General features: G+C 55.4%; 22 protein-coding genes. 11 read left to right on the forward strand and 11 right to left on the reverse strand.

The genetic code is table 11. The annotated features are described in order from the left end of the window. Window positions 1-102 precede the first annotated feature (102 nt). The 7 genes from ACEW72_RS02255 to ACEW72_RS02285 all read left to right on the forward strand — a co-directional run bounded on the left by ACEW72_RS02255 (window position 103) and on the right by ACEW72_RS02285 (window position 6,728). Window positions 103-474, forward strand: coding sequence for a BlaI/MecI/CopY family transcriptional regulator (locus ACEW72_RS02255; protein WP_373474756.1), 372 nt, complete (start codon window positions 103-105; stop codon window positions 472-474). After that, entirely contained in the window at window positions 471-2,099 is a 1,629-nt protein-coding gene (locus ACEW72_RS02260; protein ID WP_373474757.1) for a M56 family metallopeptidase, read from the forward strand. The genes ACEW72_RS02255 and ACEW72_RS02260 overlap by 4 nt, the downstream gene beginning before the upstream one ends. Before the next feature lie 122 nt (window positions 2,100-2,221). Then, window positions 2,222-3,145, forward strand: coding sequence for an MBL fold metallo-hydrolase (locus ACEW72_RS02265; RefSeq protein WP_373474784.1), 924 nt, complete (start codon window positions 2,222-2,224; stop codon window positions 3,143-3,145). Between the two features lie 59 nt (window positions 3,146-3,204). Beyond that, window positions 3,205-3,978, forward strand: a complete 774-nt coding sequence (locus ACEW72_RS02270; RefSeq protein WP_373474758.1) for a hypothetical protein — start codon at window positions 3,205-3,207, stop codon at window positions 3,976-3,978. Window positions 3,979-4,075: 97 nt separating this feature from the next. Further along, window positions 4,076-5,065, forward strand: a complete 990-nt coding sequence (gene nadA / locus ACEW72_RS02275; protein ID WP_373474759.1) for a quinolinate synthase NadA — start codon at window positions 4,076-4,078, stop codon at window positions 5,063-5,065. A gap of 84 nt (window positions 5,066-5,149) precedes the next feature. Further along, a complete protein-coding gene (nadC, locus tag ACEW72_RS02280) occupies window positions 5,150-5,998 on the forward strand; it encodes a carboxylating nicotinate-nucleotide diphosphorylase (protein ID WP_373474760.1) in 849 nt (282 codons plus the stop codon). Window positions 5,999-6,002: 4 nt separating this feature from the next. Continuing rightward, window positions 6,003-6,728, forward strand: a complete 726-nt coding sequence (locus tag ACEW72_RS02285) for a ribonuclease T2 (protein WP_373474761.1) — start codon at window positions 6,003-6,005, stop codon at window positions 6,726-6,728. Here the strand turns inward: ACEW72_RS02285 and ACEW72_RS02290 are convergent. The 5 genes from ACEW72_RS02290 to ACEW72_RS02310 form a co-directional block, all read right to left on the reverse strand. Beyond that, window positions 6,725-7,147: a DUF4112 domain-containing protein gene (locus ACEW72_RS02290; RefSeq protein WP_373474762.1), complete on the reverse strand. Its 423-nt coding sequence runs from the start codon at window positions 7,145-7,147 to the stop codon at window positions 6,725-6,727. The genes ACEW72_RS02285 and ACEW72_RS02290 overlap by 4 nt on opposite strands. Before the next feature lie 19 nt (window positions 7,148-7,166). Continuing rightward, complete coding sequence (locus ACEW72_RS02295; protein WP_373474763.1) at window positions 7,167-8,654, reverse strand: ABC transporter substrate-binding protein; 1,488 nt, start codon at window positions 8,652-8,654, stop codon at window positions 7,167-7,169. A 3-nt stretch (window positions 8,655-8,657) separates the two neighbouring features. Next, window positions 8,658-10,157 carry a S1C family serine protease gene (locus ACEW72_RS02300; RefSeq protein WP_373474764.1) on the reverse strand — a complete coding sequence of 500 codons (1,500 nt, stop codon included), beginning with the start codon at window positions 10,155-10,157 and terminating at the stop codon, window positions 8,658-8,660. A gap of 80 nt (window positions 10,158-10,237) precedes the next feature. Further along, entirely contained in the window at window positions 10,238-12,331 is a 2,094-nt protein-coding gene (locus tag ACEW72_RS02305; protein WP_373474765.1) for a transglycosylase domain-containing protein, read from the reverse strand. 53 nt (window positions 12,332-12,384) lie between these two features. Continuing rightward, the gene (locus tag ACEW72_RS02310) at window positions 12,385-14,562 is read right to left on the reverse strand and encodes a primosomal protein N' (RefSeq protein WP_373474766.1); all 2,178 of its coding nucleotides are present in this window, start codon (window positions 14,560-14,562) and stop codon (window positions 12,385-12,387) included. A 158-nt stretch (window positions 14,563-14,720) separates the two neighbouring features. On the opposite strand from ACEW72_RS02310, the gene ACEW72_RS02315 reads away from it, so the two are divergent. From ACEW72_RS02315 to ACEW72_RS02330, 4 genes are all read left to right on the forward strand, one after another. Continuing rightward, a complete protein-coding gene (locus ACEW72_RS02315; protein ID WP_373474767.1) occupies window positions 14,721-15,395 on the forward strand; it encodes a DUF4197 domain-containing protein in 675 nt (224 codons plus the stop codon). A gap of 352 nt (window positions 15,396-15,747) precedes the next feature. After that, entirely contained in the window at window positions 15,748-16,401 is a 654-nt protein-coding gene (fsa, locus tag ACEW72_RS02320) for a fructose-6-phosphate aldolase (RefSeq protein ID WP_373474768.1), read from the forward strand. A gap of 267 nt (window positions 16,402-16,668) precedes the next feature. Beyond that, window positions 16,669-17,289 carry a GTP cyclohydrolase I FolE gene (folE, locus tag ACEW72_RS02325; RefSeq protein ID WP_373474785.1) on the forward strand — a complete coding sequence of 207 codons (621 nt, stop codon included), beginning with the start codon at window positions 16,669-16,671 and terminating at the stop codon, window positions 17,287-17,289. An 85-nt stretch (window positions 17,290-17,374) separates the two neighbouring features. Continuing rightward, window positions 17,375-19,330, forward strand: a complete 1,956-nt coding sequence (locus ACEW72_RS02330) for an alkyl/aryl-sulfatase (RefSeq protein WP_373474769.1) — start codon at window positions 17,375-17,377, stop codon at window positions 19,328-19,330. Window positions 19,331-19,391: 61 nt separating this feature from the next. Here ACEW72_RS02330 and mltG read toward each other — a convergent pair whose 3' ends face one another. From mltG to fabD, 6 genes are all read right to left on the reverse strand, one after another. Beyond that, window positions 19,392-20,363 carry an endolytic transglycosylase MltG gene (gene mltG, locus ACEW72_RS02335; protein WP_373474770.1) on the reverse strand — a complete coding sequence of 324 codons (972 nt, stop codon included), beginning with the start codon at window positions 20,361-20,363 and terminating at the stop codon, window positions 19,392-19,394. 3 nt (window positions 20,364-20,366) lie between these two features. Further along, window positions 20,367-21,623 (reverse strand): beta-ketoacyl-ACP synthase II, encoded by a 1,257-nt coding sequence (gene fabF / locus ACEW72_RS02340; RefSeq protein WP_373474771.1) that lies wholly within the window; start codon window positions 21,621-21,623, stop codon window positions 20,367-20,369. Window positions 21,624-21,756: 133 nt separating this feature from the next. Then, a complete protein-coding gene (locus tag ACEW72_RS02345) occupies window positions 21,757-21,990 on the reverse strand; it encodes an acyl carrier protein (protein ID WP_373474772.1) in 234 nt (77 codons plus the stop codon). A gap of 82 nt (window positions 21,991-22,072) precedes the next feature. After that, complete coding sequence (gene fabG, locus ACEW72_RS02350; protein WP_373474773.1) at window positions 22,073-22,810, reverse strand: 3-oxoacyl-[acyl-carrier-protein] reductase; 738 nt, start codon at window positions 22,808-22,810, stop codon at window positions 22,073-22,075. Window position 22,811: 1 nt separating this feature from the next. Beyond that, complete coding sequence (locus ACEW72_RS02355) at window positions 22,812-23,606, reverse strand: crotonase/enoyl-CoA hydratase family protein (RefSeq protein WP_373474774.1); 795 nt, start codon at window positions 23,604-23,606, stop codon at window positions 22,812-22,814. A gap of 4 nt (window positions 23,607-23,610) precedes the next feature. Next, on the reverse strand, window positions 23,611-24,549 hold the full coding sequence (gene fabD, locus ACEW72_RS02360) for an ACP S-malonyltransferase (RefSeq protein ID WP_373474775.1): 939 nt from the start codon (window positions 24,547-24,549) through the stop codon (window positions 23,611-23,613). Between the last annotated feature and the right edge of the window lie 32 nt (window positions 24,550-24,581).

Here is a 24,581-nt window from a genome sequence, read left to right on the forward strand (position 1 = left end):
GTTCGAGGCTGTAAAGAAGTTCGACAAAATACCGACAGGCGCGGACGAATAACGTTTACATCTGTAATCGAATCGATTACGTCTGTAGTCGGAGAATATGAAATGACATTTGAACGTATCAGCGATGCTGAACTGGCAATATTGGAAATCCTTTGGGAACAGGCGCCCCTGACCGCGACCGAGGTGGCGGAGCGTATTCCGGCGGATCGCGACTGGTCCTTGCCCACGGTCAAGACGCTGCTGTCCCGCTTGCTGGCAAAGGCCGCGGTCGAGCATAGCGCCGATGGCCGCCGCTTCCTCTATTCGCCGCTTGTCGAGCGCGAGGATTATGTATCCCATGAATCCAGGCGGCTGGTGGACCGGCTGTTCGGCGGCAAATTTATGCCCTTGGTCGCGCATCTCGCCGAACAGGAAAAGCTGAGCGATGCCGACATTAACGAGATCGAGGAATTACTGAGGGAGATGAAGTCATGACTTTTGATTTCACACAGGAATGGCTGATAGACAGCTTGTTGTTAATAACATTACTAATGGCCGTAATTTTATGTGTCCGCAAGCCGGTCGCCAGGCTGTTTGGACCGGGTGTGGCCTATGCGCTCTGGTGCATCCCCGCCGCCCGCCTGCTGATGCCGAGCCTCGAAGGGAAGGCGGTTCCGGCCTCCTTCTCCGACCCGGCGAGCGGTGCCATCACGCTGCCGCCAACCCTCGCCGAATTGCCCTCCCAAGCTTCAGCCGCGTTAACAGGATCGGCAAGCAGCGCGGTTCCTGCGGTGGACTTCGTCGCACTGGGCGTTACCTTCTGGCTCGGCGGGGCGGTGCTGTTCTTCATCATCCAGATGATCCGCTACGCCTCAATGCGGGATGACCTGATCGCTGAAGCCGAGGAAATAGCGCAGATTGACGGCGTCAAGGTTATCGCCTCCGATCTCGTCGCCGGACCACTCGCATTTGGCCTGTTCAAACGCTACATTGCCGTGCCGCAGAATTTTACCAAAAGCTATTCGCCCGCCGAACGCGAACTCGCACTGGCCCATGAAATGGCGCACCACAAATCGGGTGACCTGTTCGCCAATCTGGTCGCGTTCATCATCCTGTGCCTGCAATGGTTCAATCCTGTAGCCTGGATGAGCTGGAATGCATTCCGCTTCGATCAGGAAGCCGCCTGCGACGCCCGTGTGCTTGCCGGCAAGGACGCTGAAGTCCGCGCCATTTATGGACAGGCTTTGGCACGCACCGCATTTGACGGGGTGCCCACTTTTGCAACGGCGCTCAATTCGCCCAAGACCATCATAGAAAGATTAAGGAGGCTCACAATGAAAGATGCCAGCACTAAGCGCCGGTTATTCGGCAAATTGGGAATAGTGACCGCTGCGGCGATCATCCTTCCGCTAACCGCCACCATTGTTCCTGCGGTTGTCGCACAAAATGAGACGATTATTCAGGAAGGCAAACCGGAAAAAGTAAAACGCGATGTCCATGTCATCAAAATAAAGGGTGATGGCGAAAATGTCGATATTGTCGGGCCTGATGGCGAAGTGACCAAAGTCGAGCGTGACGGCAAAACCTTTATTTTTCACACCGACAAGAAGCTCTCGGATTCCGAGGTGGAACGGTTGATCGAGCAAGCGGAACAATCCCGCATGGATGCCGACGTCGCATTGGCAGAAGCGGATGGAGCGCGTGCTGAGGCAGTTGCTGCCCAAGGCGCGGCAGCCAGTGCAGTGGCCGGATCGGCCCACGCCCAAGCTGCCGCCGAACTTGGCCGGCTGGAGGCAATCAAGGTAATGAAAAACATTAATATCGCGTCTTATGTCCCCGAAATCGACATCAGGGAAATCACCAAAGATTGCCGCGACGGTGAACCGGTTACGACCAATATCAGCGGTTTTGACGGAAAAAATAGATCGCGAGTAATGCTGGTGATGTGTGGCAAGGGCCATGCGAAAACGGCTCAGCTTGAGGCCATCAAAGGCCTACGTGAAGCGCGGGGCGAAATTGGCAAGGACAAGGAAATTCCGGACAACATACGCAAAGAAGTAGTCGAAAAAATCGAACAACAGATCCGTAATCTGGAAATCCAAGCGGACAAGGCGGATTAGGGTCAGGACCCTAACAGGGCGAACTGGGCCGGACGCTAGCTCCCCTTTTCAAAAAGTCCGGTCAGGGCGGTTTTTGCGAACCGCCCCTTTTTCTTTTGGCGACAATGCGCCATAACTTGGTGATGAATTGGCCCGACACCATCCAGGCAGGCGAAACTGAGCAGCACGAATTGCTGGTCCGTCGGGTCCTGGCCCCGAACCCTTCTCCTTACACTTATACAGGCACGCAAACCTGGCTGGTGGGCGCGGGCAAAGATGTTGCGATTATTGACCCCGGTCCCACCGGTAGCGGGCACAGCGTAGGTGACCCTGCGGACATTCATGGCGAAGGCCATGTCGAGGCGATTTTGCGCGCTGTCGGCGGCAAGACGGTTACGGCGATATTGTGCACGCACACCCATCGCGATCATTCACCGGCCGCCGCGCCTTTGAAAGCCGCAACCGGTGCGCCGATTGTCGGATGTGCGCCGCTGGTTTTGAAGGATGACGGCCCACGGGCAGATAGCGCCTTTGACCCCGATTATGCGCCTGACCGGATTTTGGCCGACGGCGAACGGATTTCGGGGGACGGCTGGACAATCGAAGCGGTTTCAACGCCAGGGCATACGTCCAACCATTTGTGCTATGCGCTGATTGAAAGTGGCGCCCTATTTACAGGGGACCATGTGATGAAATGGTCGACCAGCGTTGTCAGCCCGCCCGACGGTGACATGAGCGCCTATATGGCTAGCCTGCAAAAATTATTTGACCGGGACGACCGCGTCTATTATCCGGCGCACGGCCCTGCAGTCGAAAATCCCCGTCAGCTGGTCCGCGGTATGATCGGTCACAGGCGGCAACGCGAACGGCAGATCGTAAAGCTTCTGGCAACAGGCGAAGGGCACATTCCCGATATGGTAGCGGCCATGTACAAAGGCCTTGATCCGCGGCTTACAGGTGCGGCCGGCCGATCGGTTTTGGCACATCTGGTGGATCTGCAAAATCGTGGCGAGGCTATGATGCGCAGTGATCTTTGGCATCTTTCAGGTAATGCACCTATCCATTGAGCTATCCGCCAATGGGTGTTAGGTCACGAAAGGGTCAGCGTGTATATCGGGAGGGATATATGGCGACAATTACATCTGCGGCCCCGGCTGCGACCAGCGATGACCGTTTTTTCATGCGTATGGCGATTGTAATCGCGTTCACAATCGTCGCGGGGTTCGCTTTGAATTTTGCGATGGGACGGTCCACGATCGCCGCGCGACCATTGGTTCATGTTCATGGATTGGTTTTTATGGGATGGGTGATCCTGTTCCTGACCCAAGTGCGGTTGGCGACTGGCGGATCGCTGGCCCAGCACCGGCGTCTCGGAAGGATTGCGGCAGGTTGGGTCTGTGTTCTGGTTGTCATGGGATTGGCGATAACAGTCGATGTTACCATGCGCGGCGGCACGCCCTTTTTCTTTCTGCCGCAACATTTCCTGATTGCGAACCCGATGACGATGCTATGCTTTGTCGCGCTTACCACTGCGGCGATCCGCATGCGTCGCCGCAGTGACTGGCACAAAAGGTTGAATCTTTGCGCGACAATTTCAATCATCGGACCGGGTGTCGGGCGATTGCTGCCCCTGCCTTTGATGGTGCCTTATTCCTTTGACATCGTCATATTTGTGTCATTGCTATTCCCCGCTGCGGGCATGATCCACGATTGGCGTCAAAGCGGGCAGGTTCATCGCGCTTGGGTGTGGGGCGCATTGGCGATCTTCCTGATCGTACCAACTTCGCAGATTATCGCGCGGTCGCCGGTGGGGGACATGATCTACGCTGCGGTGACACAGGGCCACCCCGGTGAAAAAGTGCCAGGTCTTGAATTCCCGCCTTCGCCAATGCCTGAATAATATTGGGCTTTCTTAGGTCCTGACGCTAATTGTACGGTGGACGCGCACATCACTGGCGCTTATTGCATGGGCGACCTTGATTAACTGGATTCCGATTATGAACGCTCCCATCCGTGAAAATCTGCAAGCTGTCGACTTGCTTGGCGAAATCAAGAGGCTGAAGACTGAACGAAATGCCGTCATATTGGCGCATTATTATCAAAAAGCCGAAATACAGGATTTGGCCGATTTTGTCGGCGACAGCCTTGAACTCAGCAAACGGGCCGCCGAAACCGATGCCGATGTGATTGCCTTTTGCGGGGTAAAGTTCATGGCCGAAACCGCCAAAATTCTTAGCCCGCAAAAGACTGTGATTTTACCGGATATGGCGGCCGGTTGTTCGTTGGAAGATGCTTGCCCACCTGGTAAATTCAAGGCGTTCCGTGAGGCGCATCCTGACCATATCGCGCTGACTTACATAAACTGCTCCGCCGAGGTGAAGGCATTGTCCGACATCATTGTGACGAGCAGCAGTGCCGAAACCATTCTGGCACAAATCCCGCCTGAACAAAAAATCATCTTCGGACCGGACCGGCATCTGGGCGGCTATTTATCGCGCAAGTTTAACCGTGAAATGCTGCTTTGGCCCGGTGTCTGCATCGTGCACGAAGCATTTAGCGAGACCGAGTTGCTCAAATTAAAGACGCAATATCCCGGGGTACCCGTCGCAGCACATCCCGAATGTCCGCCGCATATCATCGATCATGCGGATTATGTTGGCTCCACCAGTGGCATATTGCAATTCGCCAAGACGATGGACGGCGACACGCTGATTGTTGCGACTGAACCGCATATCATCCATCAGATGGAAAAGGCGGAACCAACAAAAAGGTTCATCGGTGCACCTGGCGCGGACGGAAATTGCGCGTGCAACATCTGCCCTTATATGGCGCTCAATACCATGGAGAAGCTCTATCTGGCGCTGCGCGACCTTCAACCACAGATCGAGATGGATGAAAATATCAGGATCGCGGCCAAAAAGAGTCTCGACCGGATGCTTGAAATGGCAAGCGGGACCGTCGGGAAAGGCGATTTGGGGCGGGCTTGACTTCGGGCTCAACGGCCCCATTCTTCCAATTTGAAAAATAGATGACGATAAATAAAAAATGCATAACCATCGCCAGGCCTTATCATGAAATTCACGCTTAAAGATTTTCACACGCGCGCATTTGTTGCGGCTATTCTGTCGGAAGATTTGGGTCCCACGGGCCGCGATATCACGTCGGAAAGTGTCATTCCGTCCGATATGCACTTTGCTGGCGTGATGGGCAGTCGCGACCCTATTGTTGTTGTCGGATTGCCGATTGCAGAAGCGTTTTTCAAATTTCTCGATTCCGGAATGAAGGTTGAAATACTGGCAGACGAAGGGCAGCACGTGACATCGGGAACCGATCTGATGTGGTTAAAAGGGCGCGCGCGCGCGATGCTGACGGCAGAGCGTTCTGCGCTGAACACGGTGCAGCATTTGTCGGGAATTGCGACCATGACGCGCAAATATGTCGATGCCATTGCCGGAACCGGCTGTACCTTGCTTGACACCCGGAAGACCATTCCGGGCCTTCGCGTCCTTGAAAAATATGCAACGCGTATGGGTGGAGCGACCAATCACCGAATGGGGCTTTGGGATGGTGCCATGATAAAGGACAATCATGTTGCGGTGGCGGGTGGTGTCGAAGAGGCGGTACGCCGTGCTAAAGATGCGGGGATTACAAATATCATTCTGGAAGTAGATCGCATTTCCCAAATCGAACCCGGGATGGCCGCGGGGGCAACCCATTTGCTGCTTGATAATATGGGCATTGACGAATTGACCGAGGCGGTCGCGTTGGTCGCCGGACGCGTGCCGACAGAGGCATCGGGCGGCGTGACTTTGGAAACGATCCGCGCAAAAGCTGAGACAGGAGTCACCTATATTTCGGTAGGCCGGTTAACGCAAAGTGCGCCGGCGGCCGATATCGGCCTGGATTTTGCCCAGGCTTGAACCGGTGAAGTTACATTATGCTTTGATCGCGGCTGTCGCAATGTTCAACACGGCCCCCGCTTTTGCCCAGGCATGGCAATGTCGTGCGCCAAAATATCTACCGCGTCCAGCATTGGAAATGCCTGAGCCCGGGCAGATACGCCGGACGCCCATTGGCGGCTATACCCTCGCGCTAAGTTGGAGCCGCGAATATTGTCGCGGACATGAACGTGACCCGGCAATGCGCTTTCAATGCTCGGGCGAGATTGGCGATTTCGGATTTGTACTGCATGGGCTTTGGCCTGAAACAACTGGCCCGAACTATCCGCAATATTGCCGCAAGGTCGGTGTTTTGCGGCGCGAAATCATTAGTCAAAACATCTGCATGACCCCAACACCGCAGCTTTTGCAGCATGAATGGGCAAAGCACGGAGCCTGTATGGCAAAAACACCCGAAGCTTATTTCAGGGCGGCCAGAGTCCTTTACGGCGCGGTGCAATTCCCTGACATGGACCGGCTTTCGCGGCAAGTCGAACGGGGTACCCCCCTGACAGCCGCCGGATTGGCACAGGCTTTTGCAGACCTGAATGACGGCCTTCCGGCCCATGCGGTGAAAGTCATTACGAATGGCAAAGGGTGGCTGCGTGAAGTGCGGATATGTTTGGGCAAAGACTTGAAGCCGCACCGGTGCCCGCGTTATGCCAAAGGTGCAGCGGATGCTTCGGCGATCAAAGTGTGGCGGGGTCGTTAGCCCTCGATAATACGCGTTCCGGGGTGATGCTTGTCGAGATGCTTTTTAATAATTCGCAGGTTCTTGCTGTTTGATCGCCAGACAAGGTCGAACACATCCCCCACAAGTGGAACAGCGCCGATGGCGGTGTCGACACCAACATTTGCCGCCATGCGGATCAACTGCCATTTTGACATCCCGAGGTTGCGCGCTTCCCACACGATATAAGCCCCCATCGCCGCTGTAACCACATCGCCCAGCACCGGGACCAAACCGACCACGGTATCCAAACCAAAGGGAATTTTTGTACCGGGGATATGAAAAGCCCGTTCAAGTATTTTTTCCATCGCCTCCACGCGGGCACGCACCGCATGCGGGTCGCTACTCATGCCCGGTAAATCCTTGGCGATTTGACTAAACTGTTCTTGCGAAAGTGGCATTGGGTGCACTCCTTTCTACTTATGTTGTATCACGCCCCAGATATTGCAACAGGTGCCAACCCCTGCCGTTTGCCGCGTGGCCAAGTAATCCGGGTCGTGCCACCGACCAGCGCAGGGGATTTGCGATAGGAATAAAATTCCGCATTTCCTGTAATTCCGCCTCTGCCTGCGCCAAAAGCTGCGCCCGTTGTTCGATGGTTCCCGCCATGCGTGCGTCGAACACAAGCCGGTCGGCATCGCGGCTGCAAATGGCACTAACGGTGCAGGAAAGCTGATCCAAATACCAAGCCGGACTCGACTGATCGGCGGTGCGGTCTATCAGGCGCAGATCGTGCGGCCGGTCGATTGTGACCCGTTCAACATCCAGTCCGATAGATGCCATGTCAGCGCGTAGCCGGGCAAAGAATATGCGTCCGCCATAGCCACGCGGCACGGCAACACGAAGGACTCGCACCTGACCATTGCTGCTTTTCCATTGTCTGATGATTGTCCCGGCTCTGGCCTTGCGATTATCAATCTGTTGCGAAGCCCACTCGGGTCGTGGCGCTGCCAACCGGTTGGGCAGGCTTTCGGGAACCAGCGTCAGTGTTTCGCGCCAAGCGACAATGTCAAACGCGGTGAGCAGCTTTGGCCTGTCAATGGCCATGGCGATAGCATCGCGATTGTCGCGGGACGATAAAAAAGGACCGCTGCCAACAAACAACAATCCGAACAGACCCGGTACTGGATCAAAGTGAATCTCATTGCCATTGATTTGCGCGGCGTCGAGTAATGGAAAATCTTCGAAACGGCCACCTTCGACAAGATCGCTTTGCCCTTCAATATAGCGCGCCAACGCGACGGCGGCGGTGCTGTTTCTGACGGTAACTGTTTCCGGTTCCAGGATATTGTCGCCTTTTTCATCAGTGCCCCGCATACGCAACTGCATCGCGTCGCCAAGCCGCTTGGCCTGCATTGGTCCCGAACCAAATCCGCGCCGGGCAAGGCCGAATTCGGGCTGTGCCATCATTTCAAGCAAATACGGCATGGGCGCTTTTAACCTGATTTCGATCACCTTGCCGGTCATTGGAACGACGCGGTCAATCACCGCCAGTTCGGAGTTGAACCGGCCCTTACGCAATTCGCGAATCCGTGACGCCAGCAGGTCAGCAACTTCATTGGAAGTCACTTCACGCCCATCGTTCCAGCGCGTTTTGTTCAGGCGGAAAATATAGCTTAAACCGTCGTCTGTAACGATCCACCTGTTGGCAAGCGCAGGGGCAACACGCCCCTTATTGTCAAAGGTCACCAGCCCCTGGGCCGTTGCACCGCGAAGATAAGCGGATGCCGGCGGTAACGGTATCGCCGAAATGTTGAAGGCGCGGGGCTTTCCTTCGATAACATCGACGCGCACCCGTTCATTATCGACCCCTTTGGAACATCCAGCAAGGAGCAAGATTGCAAGCGTCAGGGTGAATAACCGCATCATATATTCACCATAGACAGAACGGCCTGTGGCACAATCCATCAGTCATTCGACCGAACAGGCAAATACCAGAATTTCATTAGGCGCAGGCGGCAAAACTTCGCGCACTGCCTTGTTCATATTGTCGATCTTGCCCAACGATTCCGGATCGCTGCTGCAACTGGTCACATCGTACCTTTTGCGTGACGCGCGCGCGGCACCCATTGCGTCAATGCCAAGCAAATAACGTTCAATGCGATATGTCTGGCTTTCGGGGGCATAACTGACAACCGAGACTTGCGCGTCGTTGTTGGGAACAAATGTGCGCGTCCAATTACCACCATTGTCCACATATTGGGTGCGTCCGTTTATGCATCCATCCTGCGTCCAATCAAATCTTACATCGGCTGTGTCAGATATAGTGACGCGACTACGGTCCGGCTGGATCACACACCGGCGTTTTCCAGTCCCGGCTATATCATCGCTTTCGGGTTGGCTTTTGGTTTGTGGAAGGCTCTCTGTCATCGCGGCGCGGACACGTTCGTCGACCTCTTCAAAAGATGGCCTTGCGAAAAATACTATCAACGCCGAGATCAGGGCGACCCCGCCAAATCCGGCTGCAACCTTGAACCTTTCGCGCTGTTCGCGTTCGGTAAACTGCCACGCCGCACCACCTGCCACCGTGGCTAGAATAAGAAGCAGCCCTGCAAGCGCGATGTGATTTTCGCGCTCGGCGATAACTTCATGCTCGGCATCCCGCCGCACCTTTCCTTCGCGACTGTTTCTAAGCTCGGTGGCAACTCTCGCCTCGGCCTCGGTTTTTGCGCGGGTAGCGGCTTCGCGATCAGCTTCGGCGCGACTAAGCTCTGCGACAGAACGGCATTCGTTGATAACGGTGTTCAGTTCAACTTTCAGATTCTGCAAGAAAGTGGCGACCTCGCGAACTGAAATGGCAAAATAGAATTCTGCGCCACCGCCATCGGCGGTCGAACCAAAGCTGTTGATACCAATCACCCGTCCACAGGCGTCGACCAATGGTCCGCCGCTACTTCCCGGCGCTATCGGTGCGGTGTGCAAAAGGGATTCAACCGATTTGGAACTGCGCCCTGACGAGATGCTGCCCCGTGTTTTGACGGGTGCGGTCGGGTTTAATACATCCTCTTCACTCTGTTCCAATGCAATGTCGACATTCGCAGGATAGCCAATTGAAAAGACATCCGCGCCATCGCCGACGATGCCGGAAAAAAAGCTGGCGGGGATCAGGCGTCCGGTCTGGGTTAGTTGCAAAAGCGCCAAATCCTTGCCGGGTGACGCGGCAACCAGCCGGGCTTTGTAGGTCGCATTGCCTTCGGTGGGAATAACGGTGAATGTTACGCTTTCGTCGATACGCGCTGAGTCTACAACATGGGCGTTCGTAATGACTTTATCCGCCGAGACCGCAACGCCTGACCCATGACCGATCAATGTGCGTTGCCCATCTATCGAACTGAAGACAACAATTCGGACGACGCTGCGTGTGGCCGCTGCAATGTCGGTTGCTTCGCCGCGCGTCTGCGACGTTGTCAAAGGGGACAGAATAAGCAGAAGGGCCAATAAATATCGCATATAACTGTCGACCATAAAAGCGCGCACCAATCAACAGGCCATCAGCGCCTTTGTTCATTTTCCTGTTGCCCCGGCTGTATGGCAATACCGTCACGGCCTAAATTGATATCGAGCGGTACGCCGCCGACTTCGGTGTTGACGGTTACACCCTCTTTTTCATCGAAGCGGATATCGCTCTTTTCAAGATTGACGGGCAGTTCGGGCAAGTCCAGCGGCGCAATGGGTCCCTCCGGATCGGGCTTTACGCTGGGCTTTGGCTTAGATTTCGGGGCAGCGCCGCTAATCGCCTGGCTCATAAAATCGCGCCAGATCCGCGCCGGCAAACCGCCGCCATTGACACCGCGTAGCGGGCTGTTGTCGTCATTGCCAATCCACACACCGACCACCAGATCACCGGCAAAGCCGACAAACAGGGCGTCGCGATTGTCCTGACTGGTTCCGGTCTTGCCAAATGCGGGAATGGGCAGCCGTGCGGCGCGTCCTGTACCATCGGTTACCGTAGCACCCAGCAAATCCAGCAACATCTGGTGCGATCGTGAACTAAAACTGCGCGGACCGGAAAACAGCCACTCGATCCAGCCTTGCTCTTCCTGCTTGAAAGCGTGCGGTTCAACAGGCCAGGCATTTCCCGCAACACCGGCATAGGCCGAGGTCAATTCCAGCAGCGTGATGCCCGAACTGCCAAGCGCAAGGCTTGGGTCCAGGTTAAGCTTGCTCGTGACGCCCAAATCTTCCGCCGCTTTGGCGACGGCTTCGCCGCCGACCTGCTGGTACAGGCGAACGGATGCGACATTGCTTGACCGGGCGAAGGCTTCCTTCAGGTTGATATCGCCGCGATAACTGTCGCCAGAATTTTTCGGCCGGTACAATCCTTCATTGATCGGCGTATCCGCGATCAATGAATTCGGGGTCATCCCGGCGCGCAATGCGGCGAGGTATACGAACAGCTTGAAGGTCGATCCGGGTGGGCGTTTGGCTTGCGTTACCCGGTTAAATGGCGAATCCTTGTAACTTCGCCCCCCGACCATCGCGACTACTTCGCCATTAGGGCGCATCGCAACCAGGGCGACCTGCGCTTTACCAAGTCCCGTATTCCCGGTCACGCGGCGCGCGATATTTTGCAATCGGGCATCCAATGTCGTCGTAATCCTGACGTCGGCATAACCGCTTTCGGTCAAAAGTCGCGCTTGCGGAACGGCCCAATCGGCAAAATAAGTGCCGGTGGGAAGGCTGTCGCGAACGCGGACATCAAGCCGCGCAACGGGCGTATTATCGGCCTTTGCCTGCGTAATTGCGTCATTGGCGACCATAGCACGAAGCACCAGTTTAGCGCGCTTTGCCGCCCGCTCCGGATTTTTTGTCGGGGCAAGCCGCGACGGTGCCTGCACTAACCCCGCCAACATTGACGCTTGTGATAGAGTCAGCCGTTCGGGCTGGCGGTAAAAATAATGCAGGGATGCAGCGCGCAATCCGTAAACATTGTCTCCAAAATAAACATTTGAAAGATAACGCTCGAGAATTTCGTCTTTGGTCAGCCGTCCTTCGAGCCAGAACGCAATCAGCATTTCACGGGCTTTGCGGGTCAAGCTGCGTTCGGGGGTAAGAAATGTAAATTTGGCGAGCTGCTGCGTAATCGTGCTGCCGCCTTGGGTAATACCGCTGCCAAATGCGTTGGACCATGCGGCGCGAGCCAGCCCTCTGGGGTCGATACCCCAATGCGAATAAAATCGCCGGTCTTCAATCGACAAAAACGCATGCACGACATGCGGTGGCAACGTGCTGACATCAACTGGCCTGTCAACAATCGCACCATTGCGGGCAATAGGCGTCCCGTCCGACGCCAATAAGGTAATGCGCGGCGGAGCGATGGGCTGGAGCGACTTTGACAAGGGTGCCGTGATTGCCAGCCACAGAATAAGCAATATAAACAACGCTAAAGACGCCCCCACAAAGCGCGAAAACCACCACCAGCGGGATTTACCCAAAAATGGCTTTTTGGGCTTTGGGGGCGCGACCGCGCCATCCCAGGGTTTCGGATCGTCGGGATACAGTCCTGCATAAGATTGATCGAAGGCCGCAAGGCGACTGTCGATATCTGGCGCCGCAGCGGTTGGATTGTCTCGTTTGAAAAACATCGATAGGCTGTATTATCTATATAAGACGCTAAATGCGAGAACAAAAAATGGCATCACAGAAAGCTGTATGGGTCTACATCGACGCCAACGCGGACGCCACGGGGAAATTGCAATTCGCCAAGCCATTGGCGGATAATCGCCTGCATTTCCACTGTCCGTTGGGCGTGGACCAATAATCTTTGCCGGTATCGACCGCGCAGCATGGCAAGCGGCGCTGGCGCAGGGCCATAGACAAACATACCCTCGGCCTGCGGGGCTGCTCCGCCAACGGCACGCGCCGCCTCAATTGCCTCGCGTTCGTCCTCGGACGAAATGATGATTGCTGCAAACCGGCCGAAAGGCGGTGCCCCTGCAGATTTGCGTTGTTCGGTTTCGGCATCGTAAAACGCATCCCGGTCGCCCGCTACCAATGCCGCGATCACAGGATGGTTCGGGTTGCGTGTCTGGATAAAGACCTCGCCCGGTTTTTCGCCTCTTCCGGCTCGCCCTGCGGCTTGGGCTATCTGTTGAAAAGTACGTTCGGCAGCCCGCAGATCGCCGCCTTCCAGTCCCAGATCGGCATCAATCACGCCGACCAGCGTAAGTTCCGGGAAATGATAGCCTTTGGTTACCAATTGGGTGCCGATGATGATATCGACAGCCTTGTTTTCAACACGCGCGACAAATTCTGCCGCTTTTTCGGGGGACCAGAGGGTGTCCGATGTTGCAACGATGGTCCGCGCATCGGGCAAAAGGCGGTTCACCTCGTCCGAAATCCGTTCGACACCGGGACCGCAGGCGACCAAAGTGTCAGCTTCGCCGCATTCGGGACATTCTTCCGGCGGGGGCATGACATGGCCGCAATGGTGACATGCTAGACGGCGCACCAGCCGATGCTCAACCATCCAGCTTGTGCAATTGGGGCATTGGAAACGGTGTCCGCATGTCCGGCATAATGTGAGCGGTGCAAAGCCACGCCGGTTGAGAAAAAGCAGGCTCTGTTCGCCGCGTTCGAGCCGTTCTTCGAGCGCCTTTAACAGGGTCGGCGCGATCCAGTGCTGGCGTTCCGGGGCGTCGAGTGTCAGGTCTATGGCCTTGATCTCGGGCATTTTTGCTGCGCCGAACCGCGATGGAATTTCAAGGCCCTTATACCGCCCGATGGTAACCATATGACGGGTTTCCAGCGCAGGCGTTGCCGACGCCAGAACAACAGGAAATTTCTCAAACCGCCCCCGCATGACAGCGACGTCGCGGGCGTGGTATCGCACGCCGTCTTCTTGCTTGAAGCTGGTTTCATGCGCTTCATCAACGATGATGAGGCCGGGATTGGCAAATGGCAGGAACAAGGCAGAGCGCGCGCCAACAACAACTTTTGCTGACCCGTCGGCAATCGCACGCCATACCCGGCGGCGTTGGGTCGAACGCATATTGGAATGCCAAGTGGCAGGTTCGACGCCAAAACGTTCTTCGAACCGTTTTAGAAAAGGTTGCGTGAGCGCGATTTCGGGTAACAGAACCAAGACCTGTTTGTTCAGCCGCAACGCTTCTGCCACTGCTTCAAAATAGGTTTCTGTTTTTCCTGAACCAGTGACCCCATCAAGGACGAATGTGTCAAACCCGCCAGCACGCACTGCTGACGTCATAACGTCGGCCGCCGCCTGCTGTGCTTCGTTCAATACGGGGCTCGCAACGTCGGGCTGCGGTTCGGGGAAGGGGGTATCGACGCTGATTGTTACAGGTTCAAAAGCTCCCGATTTTATCAGGCCGCGAATAACGGCATCGCTGACCCCTGCCTCGGCAGCCAGTTCGCGCACCAATCCTTGTGCATCCTCTAACGCGTCCAGCGCCGCAGCGCGCTGCGGGGTAAGTCGGGCCGGTTCGAATCCCGTTCGACGATATTCCGTGATCGTCCCCGAAGAGGTAAATGCCGCAGAAGATGCCAGTACCATCCGCAACACAGCCGCGTGGGTCGTCAGATAATAATCCGCCACCCAATTGACCAGTCTGCGCAAACCCGGACCGATGGGCGGACATTCGACGAGCTCCAGCACGGCGCGCAGTTTTTTTGCCTCGATCGGCTCGTCATCGAAAACATCTTCATCCCAGACCACACCCGGCAGCTTTCGGGGCCCGAGCGGGACGATGACGACGCATCCCGGCTTTGCTTCCATGCCATCGGGCAGCCGATAATCCAGCGGACCAATCGCTTGCGTCAGCAGGACGACGCGGACCCGAGATGGAGTGGGATTCATGGGAGGCATATAGGCAGACAAGAGGGCAACGTCACCACTTCATCCTCTGCTGTCTTCTTCCCCAAATGTAAAACTGACGGAATCGAACAACCTGGCGCAATGCATTGATGGAAAACGTGGAATTTTCATGATACGAAAGCGTATAAGAGGAGAGCCAGATGACCACCAACCGCCGCCAAATCCTGCTATCGGGCGCTGCCTTGTTTGCCCTTACACTCCCCGGCTGCCAGAGCATGCCCACTTTCAGCCTGACCGAAGCGATCCGGCGTTTGCTGACACTGGCATCGCAGAATGCTTTTGCCCTGCTGCTGCAACCGGGCGGATTCTACGACAGCTCAGTGGCGCGCATTTCCTTGCCTGACCGCTTCGGCGGTGACCGGGGTGCAGGGATTTTGTCCGTCGTCCTGCAAAGCCGACAGTTTCGCGACCGGCTGCAACGCCAGCTCAACCGCGCGGCGGAAAGAGGCGCCGAACGCGCAGCTCCTCTGGTCGCGGATGCCGTGCGGAATATCAGCATCGAAGACGCCGACGCCCTCGTGCGGGGCGGGCCGCAGGCTGCCACCGCGTTCCTGCGTGGCAAGATGGGGGCGGCACTTCTCGAATCCATGCTGCCCGGGATTTCGGATGGTCTCCGGCTGTTCGATGATCAGATTATCAGCCAAGCGGTGCGGTCGGTCACCGGATTCGACATTGCAGCATTGGCGCAGGACATCACTCGCAAGGCAGACGATAGCATCTGGGCCGCAATCGGCCTGGAGGAGTCGGTCATCCGGGCGGACCCGCAAAGGACCAACGATCCTTTGCTGATGGGCGTGTTTGGCCTGCTGAAATAATTGGCGAGGCTGGCACTATATTGTGAAGAGCCGGATGAACCCAATGTCGCAACAAGATATTGAAATGTAGGGTTTTACCTGTCATTTTGGGGGCTAACTGCGTTAACTTCCCATGGATTAGTAGGTAAGAAGATTGGTCATAGTGAATTACACGTCTGAAGCTTCAGCCACGTCAACAGAATGATGCTTTTGGCGGGACATCTCTCCAACAGGAAGTTTGCAATTCACTGTAAACTTGCCTTCGTTTCTGCGGGTTTCTGGTGGACAGGCAGCCAGTCTTTTAAGCTGTCAATTCGGACATGCATTTGCCAATAGCCTTCAGACCGAATCCTCAGTTCAGGAAATCTAGAAAATGAAATTCTTTGCCGACACCGCTGAAATTGCCGACATCAAGGAACTGGCCGCGACGGGCTTGCTTGACGGGGTGACAACCAACCCGTCTTTGATCGCAAAGTCAGGCCGTGATTTTATTGAGGTGACGCGCGAGATTTGCGGGCTTACCGATGGACCCGTGTCGGCCGAGGTGGTTGCGCTCGATCATGAAACCATGATGAAGGAGGCCGAAATCCTGCGCAAGATTGCCGACAACGTCTGCATCAAGGTGCCGCTGACCATCGACGGCTTGAAGACCTGCAAGGCGCTGACGGGCGAAGGCACGATGGTCAATGTGACTTTGTGCTTTTCCGCCAATCAGGCTTTGCTGGCGGCAAAGGCCGGCGCGACGTTCGTTTCACCCTTTGTTGGCCGCCATGACGACAATGGCTTTGATGGCATGGCGCTGATCGCTGACATCAAGCAGATCTACGATAACTATGATTTTAGCACTGAAATACTCGTCGCCAGCGTTCGGCACGGCATTCACGTTCATCAGGCAGCTTTAATCGGCGCGCATGTCATGACTGCTCCGCCATCGGTGATCAAAGGTTTGTTCAAGCATATCCTGACCGACAAAGGCATCGAAGGCTTTCTTGCGGATTGGGCGAAGACAGGTCAGGCGATAGGGTAATAAATTGTCGAGGGAGAACGGAACGGGTCGCAAATATTCCGTTCCCCCCCAACGCCCCCGTAAAACGAGGAACTGTATTACGAATCAATAGATATCAGGTCTTGCGCCGCACCGCTTGTACGTTTCCGACATTAATCGAGAAACTGAAGCTATTGCATGCAAATACCTATGGGCTATTGTCTGTATAGGATTGAAAGGCGGGTCGATTTATAAAGGGGATAGTGCAAACACGTGGTTTGCGGGAGCCCGGATATGAACAAGCCCGAAATGGTATTTCCCATCGCACATATACATTATGACGACGAAATTGACGGTAATGGCAAGGTCATTGTGCCTGAAGAGGTGCAGGACGCGATCCGCACACTGATTCGTTGGTCCGGGGATGATCCGTCACGTGAAGGTCTGCTTGATACCCCAGCGCGCGTCGGACGCGCCTGGCGCGAATATTGTGGCGGCTATGCCGAAAACCCGGCGGCGCATTTATCGCGTACATTTCAGGAAGTGGGCGGTTATCATGAGCTGGTGTTGCTGAAGAATATCCCGTTCCAGTCGCATTGCGAGCATCATATGGCACCGATCCTTGGCAAGGCGTCCATCGCCTATATGCCTACTGACCGTGTTGTCGGCATTTCGAAGCTCGCCCGGGTCCTTCACGGTTTCGCGCAAAGGTTGCAAGTGCAAGAGCGGTTAACCGCAGAAGTTGCGAACTGCATCTGGGATAATCTGAAGCCGCACGGCGTGGCCGTTGTCGTCGAGGCCCAGCATGGGTGCATGACCGGGCGTGGTGTAAAGGTGCATGGCGTGGAAATGGTAACGTCGAAGCTGATCGGCTGCTTTCTTGATGACCAGTCGAGCCGCAAGGAAGTCATGAGCCTGATGGGATATTGACGCCAAAGCCAGCCGGTTTCCAATTGTCCAATCGACTTTACATTTGAAGACTATCGGCGCACTCTTTCGAACGAAGGAGAGCGTTATGATAAAACAAGCTATGATTTTCATCGGCTGTTTTGGCGGCTTTACGGGAGCAATTGCGGCCGATGGAAAGCTTGATCCAAAAGCGGCATCACCTTCGACATCGGCGGCGCACCAGCGGATCGCCAGTTCTTTACCTGCCGAAGATGGCAGGGACGCCGAATTTTCTGATCGGGGCTTTATCGCGACTCTTGCTGACCCAGTAATAAAGTCCAAAGACGGCAAGCCGGTTTGGAACCTTGATGCTTATGCCTGGGTAGAGGGAAAGTCGCCAGATACGATCAACCCTAGCCTTTGGCGGCATATGGGTTTATTGCGTAAACATGGCCTGTTCGCCTTGTCTGAAGGCATGTGGCAAATACGCGGTTTCGACGTATCGAATATGACAATCATTAAAGGCCAGACGGGCTGGATTTTGATCGATCCACTGACCACCCGCGACACGGCGGCGGCGGCGCTACGGCTTGTAAACGAAACGCTAGGTCCACGGCCGGTAAGCGCAGTCATCTATAGTCACAGCCACGGCGACCATTTCGGCGGCGTGCGCGGTGTTGTCGATGAAAATGATGTGAAGGCGGGCAAGGTACAGATTATCGCGCCTGAACATTTTATGGCCGAAACGGCATCCGAAAATGTCATGGCGGGGTCCGCTATGGGGCGGCGTGCGATATACCAGTTCGGCAGCAACCTGACGCCTGGCCCGCAAGGCCAGATGGGCAGCGGTATTGGCAAGGGCATCGCCGGCGGTGACATAACCTTGATCGCACCAAATATGGATATACGAAAAACAGGGGAAGTGAAGGTTATCGACGGGGTGTCGCTGGAATTCCAGATGGTTCCGGAAACCGAAGCTCCAGCGGAGATGAACGTCTATGTCCCTTCGGCGAGGACTTTTCTGGCATCTGAAATTGCGACCTGTTCATTGCATAATATACTTACACCCCGCGGGGCAAAGGTACGCGATGCCCATGCCTGGGCCGGGTTTTTGAACGAGGCCGCCAATCTATATGGGGAACGCAGCGATATAATTGCGTCGAGCCATTGCTGGCCACGATTTGGGCAGACCGAAGTGAAGGGATGGCTAACCGGTCAGCGCGACAATTACCGATATCTGCACGACCAGACCGTCCGGATGATGAACAAGGGCATGACACAGGCTGAAATCGCCGAAGCGCTAAAGGCTCCTCCAGCGATCGGGAATAAATGGTTTAATAAGGGATATTACGGGACTTATAGCCATAACAGCAAAGCGATTTATCAATTTTATCTGGGTTGGTATGACGCAGTCCCGGCTAATCTGAACCCGCATCCACCCGAAATTCGCGCAACAAAACTGGTTGCCGCAATGGGTGGGGCCAAGAAAGTTTTGGCAGTCGCAAAAAAGGCGATGGCGGACGGCGACTATCGCTGGTCATCAGACCTTCTGAACAATCTGGTCTTTGCCGAACCGAAAAATGCCGAAGGGCGCGCGCTGTTATCCGACAGCTATGAACAGCAAGGGTATCAGGCGGAATCTGCAATCTGGCGCAATATGTTCCTGTCAGCGGCGCGCGATCTCCGCCATGGCGTGAAGGCCAGTATAACGTCCCAGAGCATCGACATGATATCGGCGGTACCGACCGGCTTGTTGCTCGATTCGGTGGCGACACGGCTTGATCCTATGGCGATTGGCGATCGATCACTTGCGTTGAATTTCAATTTTACTGACCGCAAGGAACAGGCAAAAGTCGGTGTTGGCAATGCCGTGATGTTTAGCGAAATGGGTATCGGTCATGCAATCCCCGCAGTCACCATCAGCGGACCGCGCCAGCTTTTCCTCGCCTTATTATTCCTGAAAATGCCGCTGGCGCAGCTTGAAATGGCGGGACTGAAGATAGAAGGCGACCGCACCCAGATTGAGGCATTGCAAGCGGCGCTTGATCCGATGCCCGGCCCATTCAATATTGCCGAACCTTAGGATCAAAAGCCGCCCACTCGCGCGACGATGAAAGCATCGTCCGTTATACGGATAGCGTTCGTTACATCTCTCCGCGTTGACGGCGGATTGCGTACCATTTTTCGACATTGGCATTATGTTCTTGCAGCGTATTGGCAAATACATGCCCGCCCTTGCCATCGGCAACGAAGAATAGAGCCGTTGTTTCTTCGGGGTTTAATACAGCCTCAATCGCGGCGCGCGACGGGTTGGCGATTGGTCCCTTTGGTAATCCGACCATGGCATAAGTGTTATAGTTATTCACATCGGCAATTTCCGACTGGCGGATACGGCGGCCAAGCGGTTTTCCTTTGGTAATCGGATAGATTATCGTCGGGTCGGCCTGCAACATCATGCCTTTCCGGATGCGGTTTGAATACACGCCTGCGACAATGCCAAGTTCGGATTTTAACGAGGTTTCTTTTTCAACGATCGATGCGAGGGTCAAAGCTTCTTCAGGCGTTTTTGCCACGGTGTCGGTGCTGCGTTTCGGCCACAATTCGTCAATTGTTTTGGTCATCGCATCCTGCATCCGTTTCAGGACATCGGCGCGACTTTCATTTTTTTCAAAGGCATAGCTGTCGGGCAAGACGGAGCCTTCCACAGGTATCTCAATCGAACCTTGCAGCCGGTCATTTGCCATCAAGCGTTCGTAGACCATGATGGACGGCCAGCCTTCTGGAATTGTGACCATGCGCTGGACTGTTTTACCGCCGGTCAGAATATCCAGCACATCCGAATTGGATGAACCTGCTGGTATCACAAATTCGCCAGCCTTGATCGTGCTGGTCGCGCCGAAAATCTTGGCCCGGTTTACGAATGTGTCGGCTGATTTAATGACGCCGTCATCCTCAAGCTGCTGGGCGGCGGACGTGATGCTGGAACCAGTCTTGATAACAACCGATATCTCGCGGGTAAGCGGGCCCGGCGCGGTCCACCCGTAAACGAAATTACCCGCAATCAGCGCGAGCAGCATGACTGCTGCTATTGTGGCCCATTTGGCGGCGCGTTGCATCAGTTATACTGCCTTCATTATCAGGCTTGCATTGGTTCCGCCAAATCCGAAACTGTTGTTCAATACCGCCTTAACCGAACGCTTTTTTGCGACCAATGGAACCAGGTCGACTCCCTCTGTTCCTTCGTCAGGGTTATCGAGGTTCAACGTGGGTGGAACAATCTGGTCGCGCAGGGCAAGAATGCAAAAAATGCTCTCGACCGCCCCGGCTCCGCCCAGCAAATGTCCGATTGCGGACTTTGTCGAGCTCATCGATACGGTCGCTATCGCGTCGCCAAACAAGCGTTTTACCGCGCCCAGTTCAATCGTGTCGGCCATTGTCGATGTGCCGTGGGCGTTGATATAATCGATATCGGACGGGGTCATTCCGGCCTTTTTCAATGCCATTTGCATTGACCGGAACGCACCATCACCTTCAGGGTGCGGTGCGGTGACGTGATAGGCGTCGCCGGACAAGCCATAGCCGACCACCTCGGCATAAATTTTCGCGCCACGCGCTTTGGCATGTTCATATTCTTCGAGAACAACAACGCCGGCGCCTTCGCCCATCACAAAACCGTCGCGACCTTTGTCATAAGGACGGCTGGCTTGTTCGGGACGGTCATTATAAGTCATGTTGAGCGCACGCGCTTGGGCAAAGCCTGCGATACCCAACGGGTTGATCGTGCCTTCTGCGCCGCCTGCCAGCATGATGTCGGCATCATCGTCACGGATCATGCGGGCGGCGTCACCAATGGAATGTGCGCCCGTCGAACACGCTGTGACCACTGCATGGTTCGGGCCTTTCAGGCCATATTTGATGCTGACTTGTCCTGAAATCAGGTTAATCAGGCGCCCGTGAACGAAATGCGGGCTAACCCGGCCGGGGCCTTTTTCGGCCAATAACAATGCTTCGCTCTCGATACCGGGCAAGCCGCCGATGCCTGATCCGATCGAGCACCCTGCACGCAGTTTTTGCTCTTCAGTCAGATCGGTAAGGCCGGCATCTTCCAAAGCCTGACCCGCAGCGTCTATGCCGTAAATGATAAACGGATCCACCTGACGTTGCACTTTGTGATCTACACGCTTGTCAGGATCGAAACCCCAAGGGTGGTCCTTTGGTTTTACTTCGCAGGCAATGTGGCATTTCTGGTCACTGGTGTCAAAACGGGTGATGCGGCCCGCGCCGGATTTCCCCGCGATCAGATTGGCCCAAGCGGTTTCAACATCTGCACCCAAAGGCGTAACCAGCCCTAGTCCGGTAACCACAACACGACGCATGTTCTATCTCCTGGTGGGCAATTTCGCTGCCCAATAAAAACAAGTGGAGCCAAAATGCAAACGGCTTTCCGGTGAAGACCGGAAAGCCGCGCTATTCCTTGAATTTGCAACGCAATCGCGTTGCAACATCCGGTTAACCGTTGGAGTTGATAAAGTCGATGGCATCCTTGACGGTTGCGATCTTTTCAGCCGCGTCGTCAGGAATTTCGACGTTAAATTCTTCTTCAAAAGCCATAACAAGCTCAACAATGTCAAGGCTGTCAGCGCCCAGATCATCGATGAAGCTTGCTGCTTCATTCACCTTGTCGGCTTCGACGCCCAGATGTTCGACTACGATCTTTTTGACCCGTTCCGCGGTATCACTCATTTTTTTGCCCCTTAAAGTTATGGGAGGATTGATATCAGGACTCGCCCTAATGTCCAGAATGGCCGCTGGCAAGGGGCAAGCGTTAAAGCATCGCCATCCCGCCATTCACGTGAAGCGTCTGTCCCGTTATGTAACCGGCTTCTTTCGAAGCGAGATAGGTAACGGCTGCACCGATATCGGCACCGTCACCCATGCGGCCCATCGGGATTCGGGCGTTTAACACTTCCTTCTGTGCTTCGGGCAGAACATCGGTCATCGGGGTCGCGATAAAACCGGGGGCTACGCAATTTACGGTGATGCCGCGGCTCGCCAATTCCTGCGCCAATGACTTCGACATCCCGACAAGCCCCGCCTTGGATGCGGCATAATTGGCCTGACCGGGGTTTCCTGTGGCGCCAACGACACTCGTAACCGAAATCATCCGGCCAAAACGCGCCTTCATCATCGGTCGGCTGGCTGCCCGCATCAGGCGGAATGCGCTTTCAAGGTTGATCTGGATCACCTCGGTCCATTCGTCATCTTTCATCCGCATCGTCAGGTTGTCGCGCGTGACACCTGCATTATTCACCAGAATGTCGATTTGGCCGAGTTTCTCAAGCGTTGCCGGAATTAGCGCCTCGACACTCTCGGCATCACCCAGATTACATGGAACAGCGATATGATCGCCGCCCAGTGACGCTCGAAACGCCTCCAGTTTCTCTACATTGGACCCTGAAACCGCCAACCGCGCCCCTTGCGCGGCGAGGGCGTGGCAGATCGCACTCCCGATTCCGCCCGAAGCGCCTGTCACAAGGGCGGTCATGCCGGTAAGATCAAACATTCTATTCTCCCGTAAATTTTGGCGCACGTTTTTCCATGAACGCATTGATGGCTTCGTCATTGTCGGCGGTTGCGTGGGCTAGCGCTTGCATAGCCGCGGACAGTTCAAGGATGTTCTTCAGTTCCGCCGTTTGCCCTTCGCGCAAGAGCCGCTTGGTCATGCGGACTGCGTGGGGAGGGTTGGCGGCGATTTTGTCCGCGATCCGGCGCGCGGCGCGCATCAAATCTTCGGGCGAGACAACTTCTGACACCAGACCGATACGCAGCGCCTCCGCTGCATCAATCATTTCGCCGGTTAGCGCAAGTTCGGTCGCTTTGGAAAAGCCGACAATGCGCGGCAACAACCAAGCTCCGCCATCGCCCGGTATGATCCCCAATTTCACGAAGCTTTCGGCGAATTTGGCATGGGTCGACGCAACGCGGATATCGCACATACAGGCAAGATCGCAGCCTGCACCAATTGCATGGCCGTTTACGGCCGCTATCACGGGGACTTCTAGCGCTTGAAAAAGCAGGGGCAGGCGTTGGATGCCATATTTATAATTGCGCCGGGTCTGGACGGGTTTTGCCGACCGCAGGCTGCCGACATCAGGGGCCATCTGCTTCAGGTCGCCGCCAGACGAAAAAGCGCTTCCCGCGCCGGTCAGGATCACACAGCCTATGCCGATGTCCTTGTCCGCCGTTTCCATCGCGTCGCACAACGCATCGACGACATCATTGTCGGAAATCGGGTTGCGCTTTTCAGGCAGGTTCAAAGTAACCGTCAGGATAGCGCCGTCACGTTCTTGCAAGAGCATGGGTTCAAAGTTCCTTCAAAAGAGCTTCGATGTCGTCCATCGAAATGACGCTGGCGGTCGACACTTCGTCCCCCGCGCTGCGTTTCACCATAGGACTGAGCACCTTACCGCCAAATTCGACAAAATGGGTCACTCCGGCACCCGCCATTGCTATAGCGGATTCCCGCCACCGCACCCGCCCGGTGACCTGCTCCACTAATTGCGCGCGAATAATGTCAGGATCAACCACCGCATCGGCGGTGACATTGGCATAAAGCGGCACAATTGGTGTTTGCAGGTCGGTTTTGCTTAAGGCTTCGGCCATGGCGTCGGCCGCTGGCTGCATCAATGGGCAATGAAAGGGCGCCGACACCGGCAACAATATGCCGCGTTTGATTCCATAATCTTTTACCAATTCCACCGCGCGATCAATCGCGCTTTTATGGCCCGATATTACGACTTGAGAGGGATCGTTGTCATTCGCCACCATGCAGGTTTCGCCCTCGGCAGCGGCTTTTGCCACGGCTTCGGCTTTTTCGATATCCGCCCCCAGCAACGCTGCCATCGCGCCAATTCCGACGGGAACAGCCGCCTGCAAGGCGAGCCCGCGCAGTTTTACAAGCCGTGCCGTGGTCGCAAGGTCAAAACTACCAGCCGCACATAATGCCGAATATTCGCCCAGCGAATGACCCGCGACGAAACTGCATTTGCTCCCAAGAGAAACGCCGCCTTCACCCTCCAAAACGCGCAGGGTGGCGATAGAATTGGCCATAATCGCTGGCTGGGCATTCTCGGTCAGCGTCAAATCACTTTCCGGTCCTTCGCACATCAGTCTGAACAGATTTTGGCCCAGCGCATCATCGACCTCCTGAAACACCGCCTTGGCTGTTGGACTGGCTGCGGCGAGCGCTTGGCCCATGCCGACGGCCTGACTGCCTTGTCCCGGAAATATGAATGCGCGCATGAATGTTCCTTTTGAATTGATATTCGCAGCCG

Origin of the sequence: Sphingorhabdus sp. (genome assembly GCF_041737645.1) — a bacterium.
Classification (GTDB): domain Bacteria; phylum Pseudomonadota; class Alphaproteobacteria; order Sphingomonadales; family Sphingomonadaceae; genus Sphingorhabdus_B.

What these genes read in the sequence shown, in the direction of transcription:
- fabG (WP_373474773.1), bottom strand. Translation starts at nt 22,810, where the DNA reads ATGTTTGATCTTACCGGCATGACCGCCCTTGTGACAGGCGCTTCGGGC.
- ACEW72_RS02310 (WP_373474766.1), bottom strand. Translation starts at nt 14,562, where the DNA reads ATGAATCCCACTCCATCTCGGGTCCGCGTCGTCCTGCTGACGCAAGCG.
- ACEW72_RS02265 (WP_373474784.1), top strand. Translation starts at nt 2,222, where the DNA reads ATGAATTGGCCCGACACCATCCAGGCAGGCGAAACTGAGCAGCACGAA.
- ACEW72_RS02260 (WP_373474757.1), top strand. Translation starts at nt 471, where the DNA reads ATGACTTTTGATTTCACACAGGAATGGCTGATAGACAGCTTGTTGTTA.
- ACEW72_RS02355 (WP_373474774.1), bottom strand. Translation starts at nt 23,606, where the DNA reads ATGCTCTTGCAAGAACGTGACGGCGCTATCCTGACGGTTACTTTGAAC.
- nadA (WP_373474759.1), top strand. Translation starts at nt 4,076, where the DNA reads ATGAACGCTCCCATCCGTGAAAATCTGCAAGCTGTCGACTTGCTTGGC.
- ACEW72_RS02295 (WP_373474763.1), bottom strand. Translation starts at nt 8,654, where the DNA reads ATGGATTGTGCCACAGGCCGTTCTGTCTATGGTGAATATATGATGCGG.
- folE (WP_373474785.1), top strand. Translation starts at nt 16,669, where the DNA reads ATGGTATTTCCCATCGCACATATACATTATGACGACGAAATTGACGGT.
- ACEW72_RS02290 (WP_373474762.1), bottom strand. Translation starts at nt 7,147, where the DNA reads ATGCCACTTTCGCAAGAACAGTTTAGTCAAATCGCCAAGGATTTACCG.
- nadC (WP_373474760.1), top strand. Translation starts at nt 5,150, where the DNA reads ATGAAATTCACGCTTAAAGATTTTCACACGCGCGCATTTGTTGCGGCT.
- ACEW72_RS02345 (WP_373474772.1), bottom strand. Translation starts at nt 21,990, where the DNA reads ATGAGTGATACCGCGGAACGGGTCAAAAAGATCGTAGTCGAACATCTG.
- fsa (WP_373474768.1), top strand. Translation starts at nt 15,748, where the DNA reads ATGAAATTCTTTGCCGACACCGCTGAAATTGCCGACATCAAGGAACTG.
- ACEW72_RS02305 (WP_373474765.1), bottom strand. Translation starts at nt 12,331, where the DNA reads ATGTTTTTCAAACGAGACAATCCAACCGCTGCGGCGCCAGATATCGAC.
- ACEW72_RS02315 (WP_373474767.1), top strand. Translation starts at nt 14,721, where the DNA reads ATGACCACCAACCGCCGCCAAATCCTGCTATCGGGCGCTGCCTTGTTT.
- ACEW72_RS02255 (WP_373474756.1), top strand. Translation starts at nt 103, where the DNA reads ATGACATTTGAACGTATCAGCGATGCTGAACTGGCAATATTGGAAATC.
- fabD (WP_373474775.1), bottom strand. Translation starts at nt 24,549, where the DNA reads ATGCGCGCATTCATATTTCCGGGACAAGGCAGTCAGGCCGTCGGCATG.
- mltG (WP_373474770.1), bottom strand. Translation starts at nt 20,363, where the DNA reads ATGCAACGCGCCGCCAAATGGGCCACAATAGCAGCAGTCATGCTGCTC.
- ACEW72_RS02270 (WP_373474758.1), top strand. Translation starts at nt 3,205, where the DNA reads ATGGCGACAATTACATCTGCGGCCCCGGCTGCGACCAGCGATGACCGT.
- ACEW72_RS02330 (WP_373474769.1), top strand. Translation starts at nt 17,375, where the DNA reads ATGATAAAACAAGCTATGATTTTCATCGGCTGTTTTGGCGGCTTTACG.
- fabF (WP_373474771.1), bottom strand. Translation starts at nt 21,623, where the DNA reads ATGCGTCGTGTTGTGGTTACCGGACTAGGGCTGGTTACGCCTTTGGGT.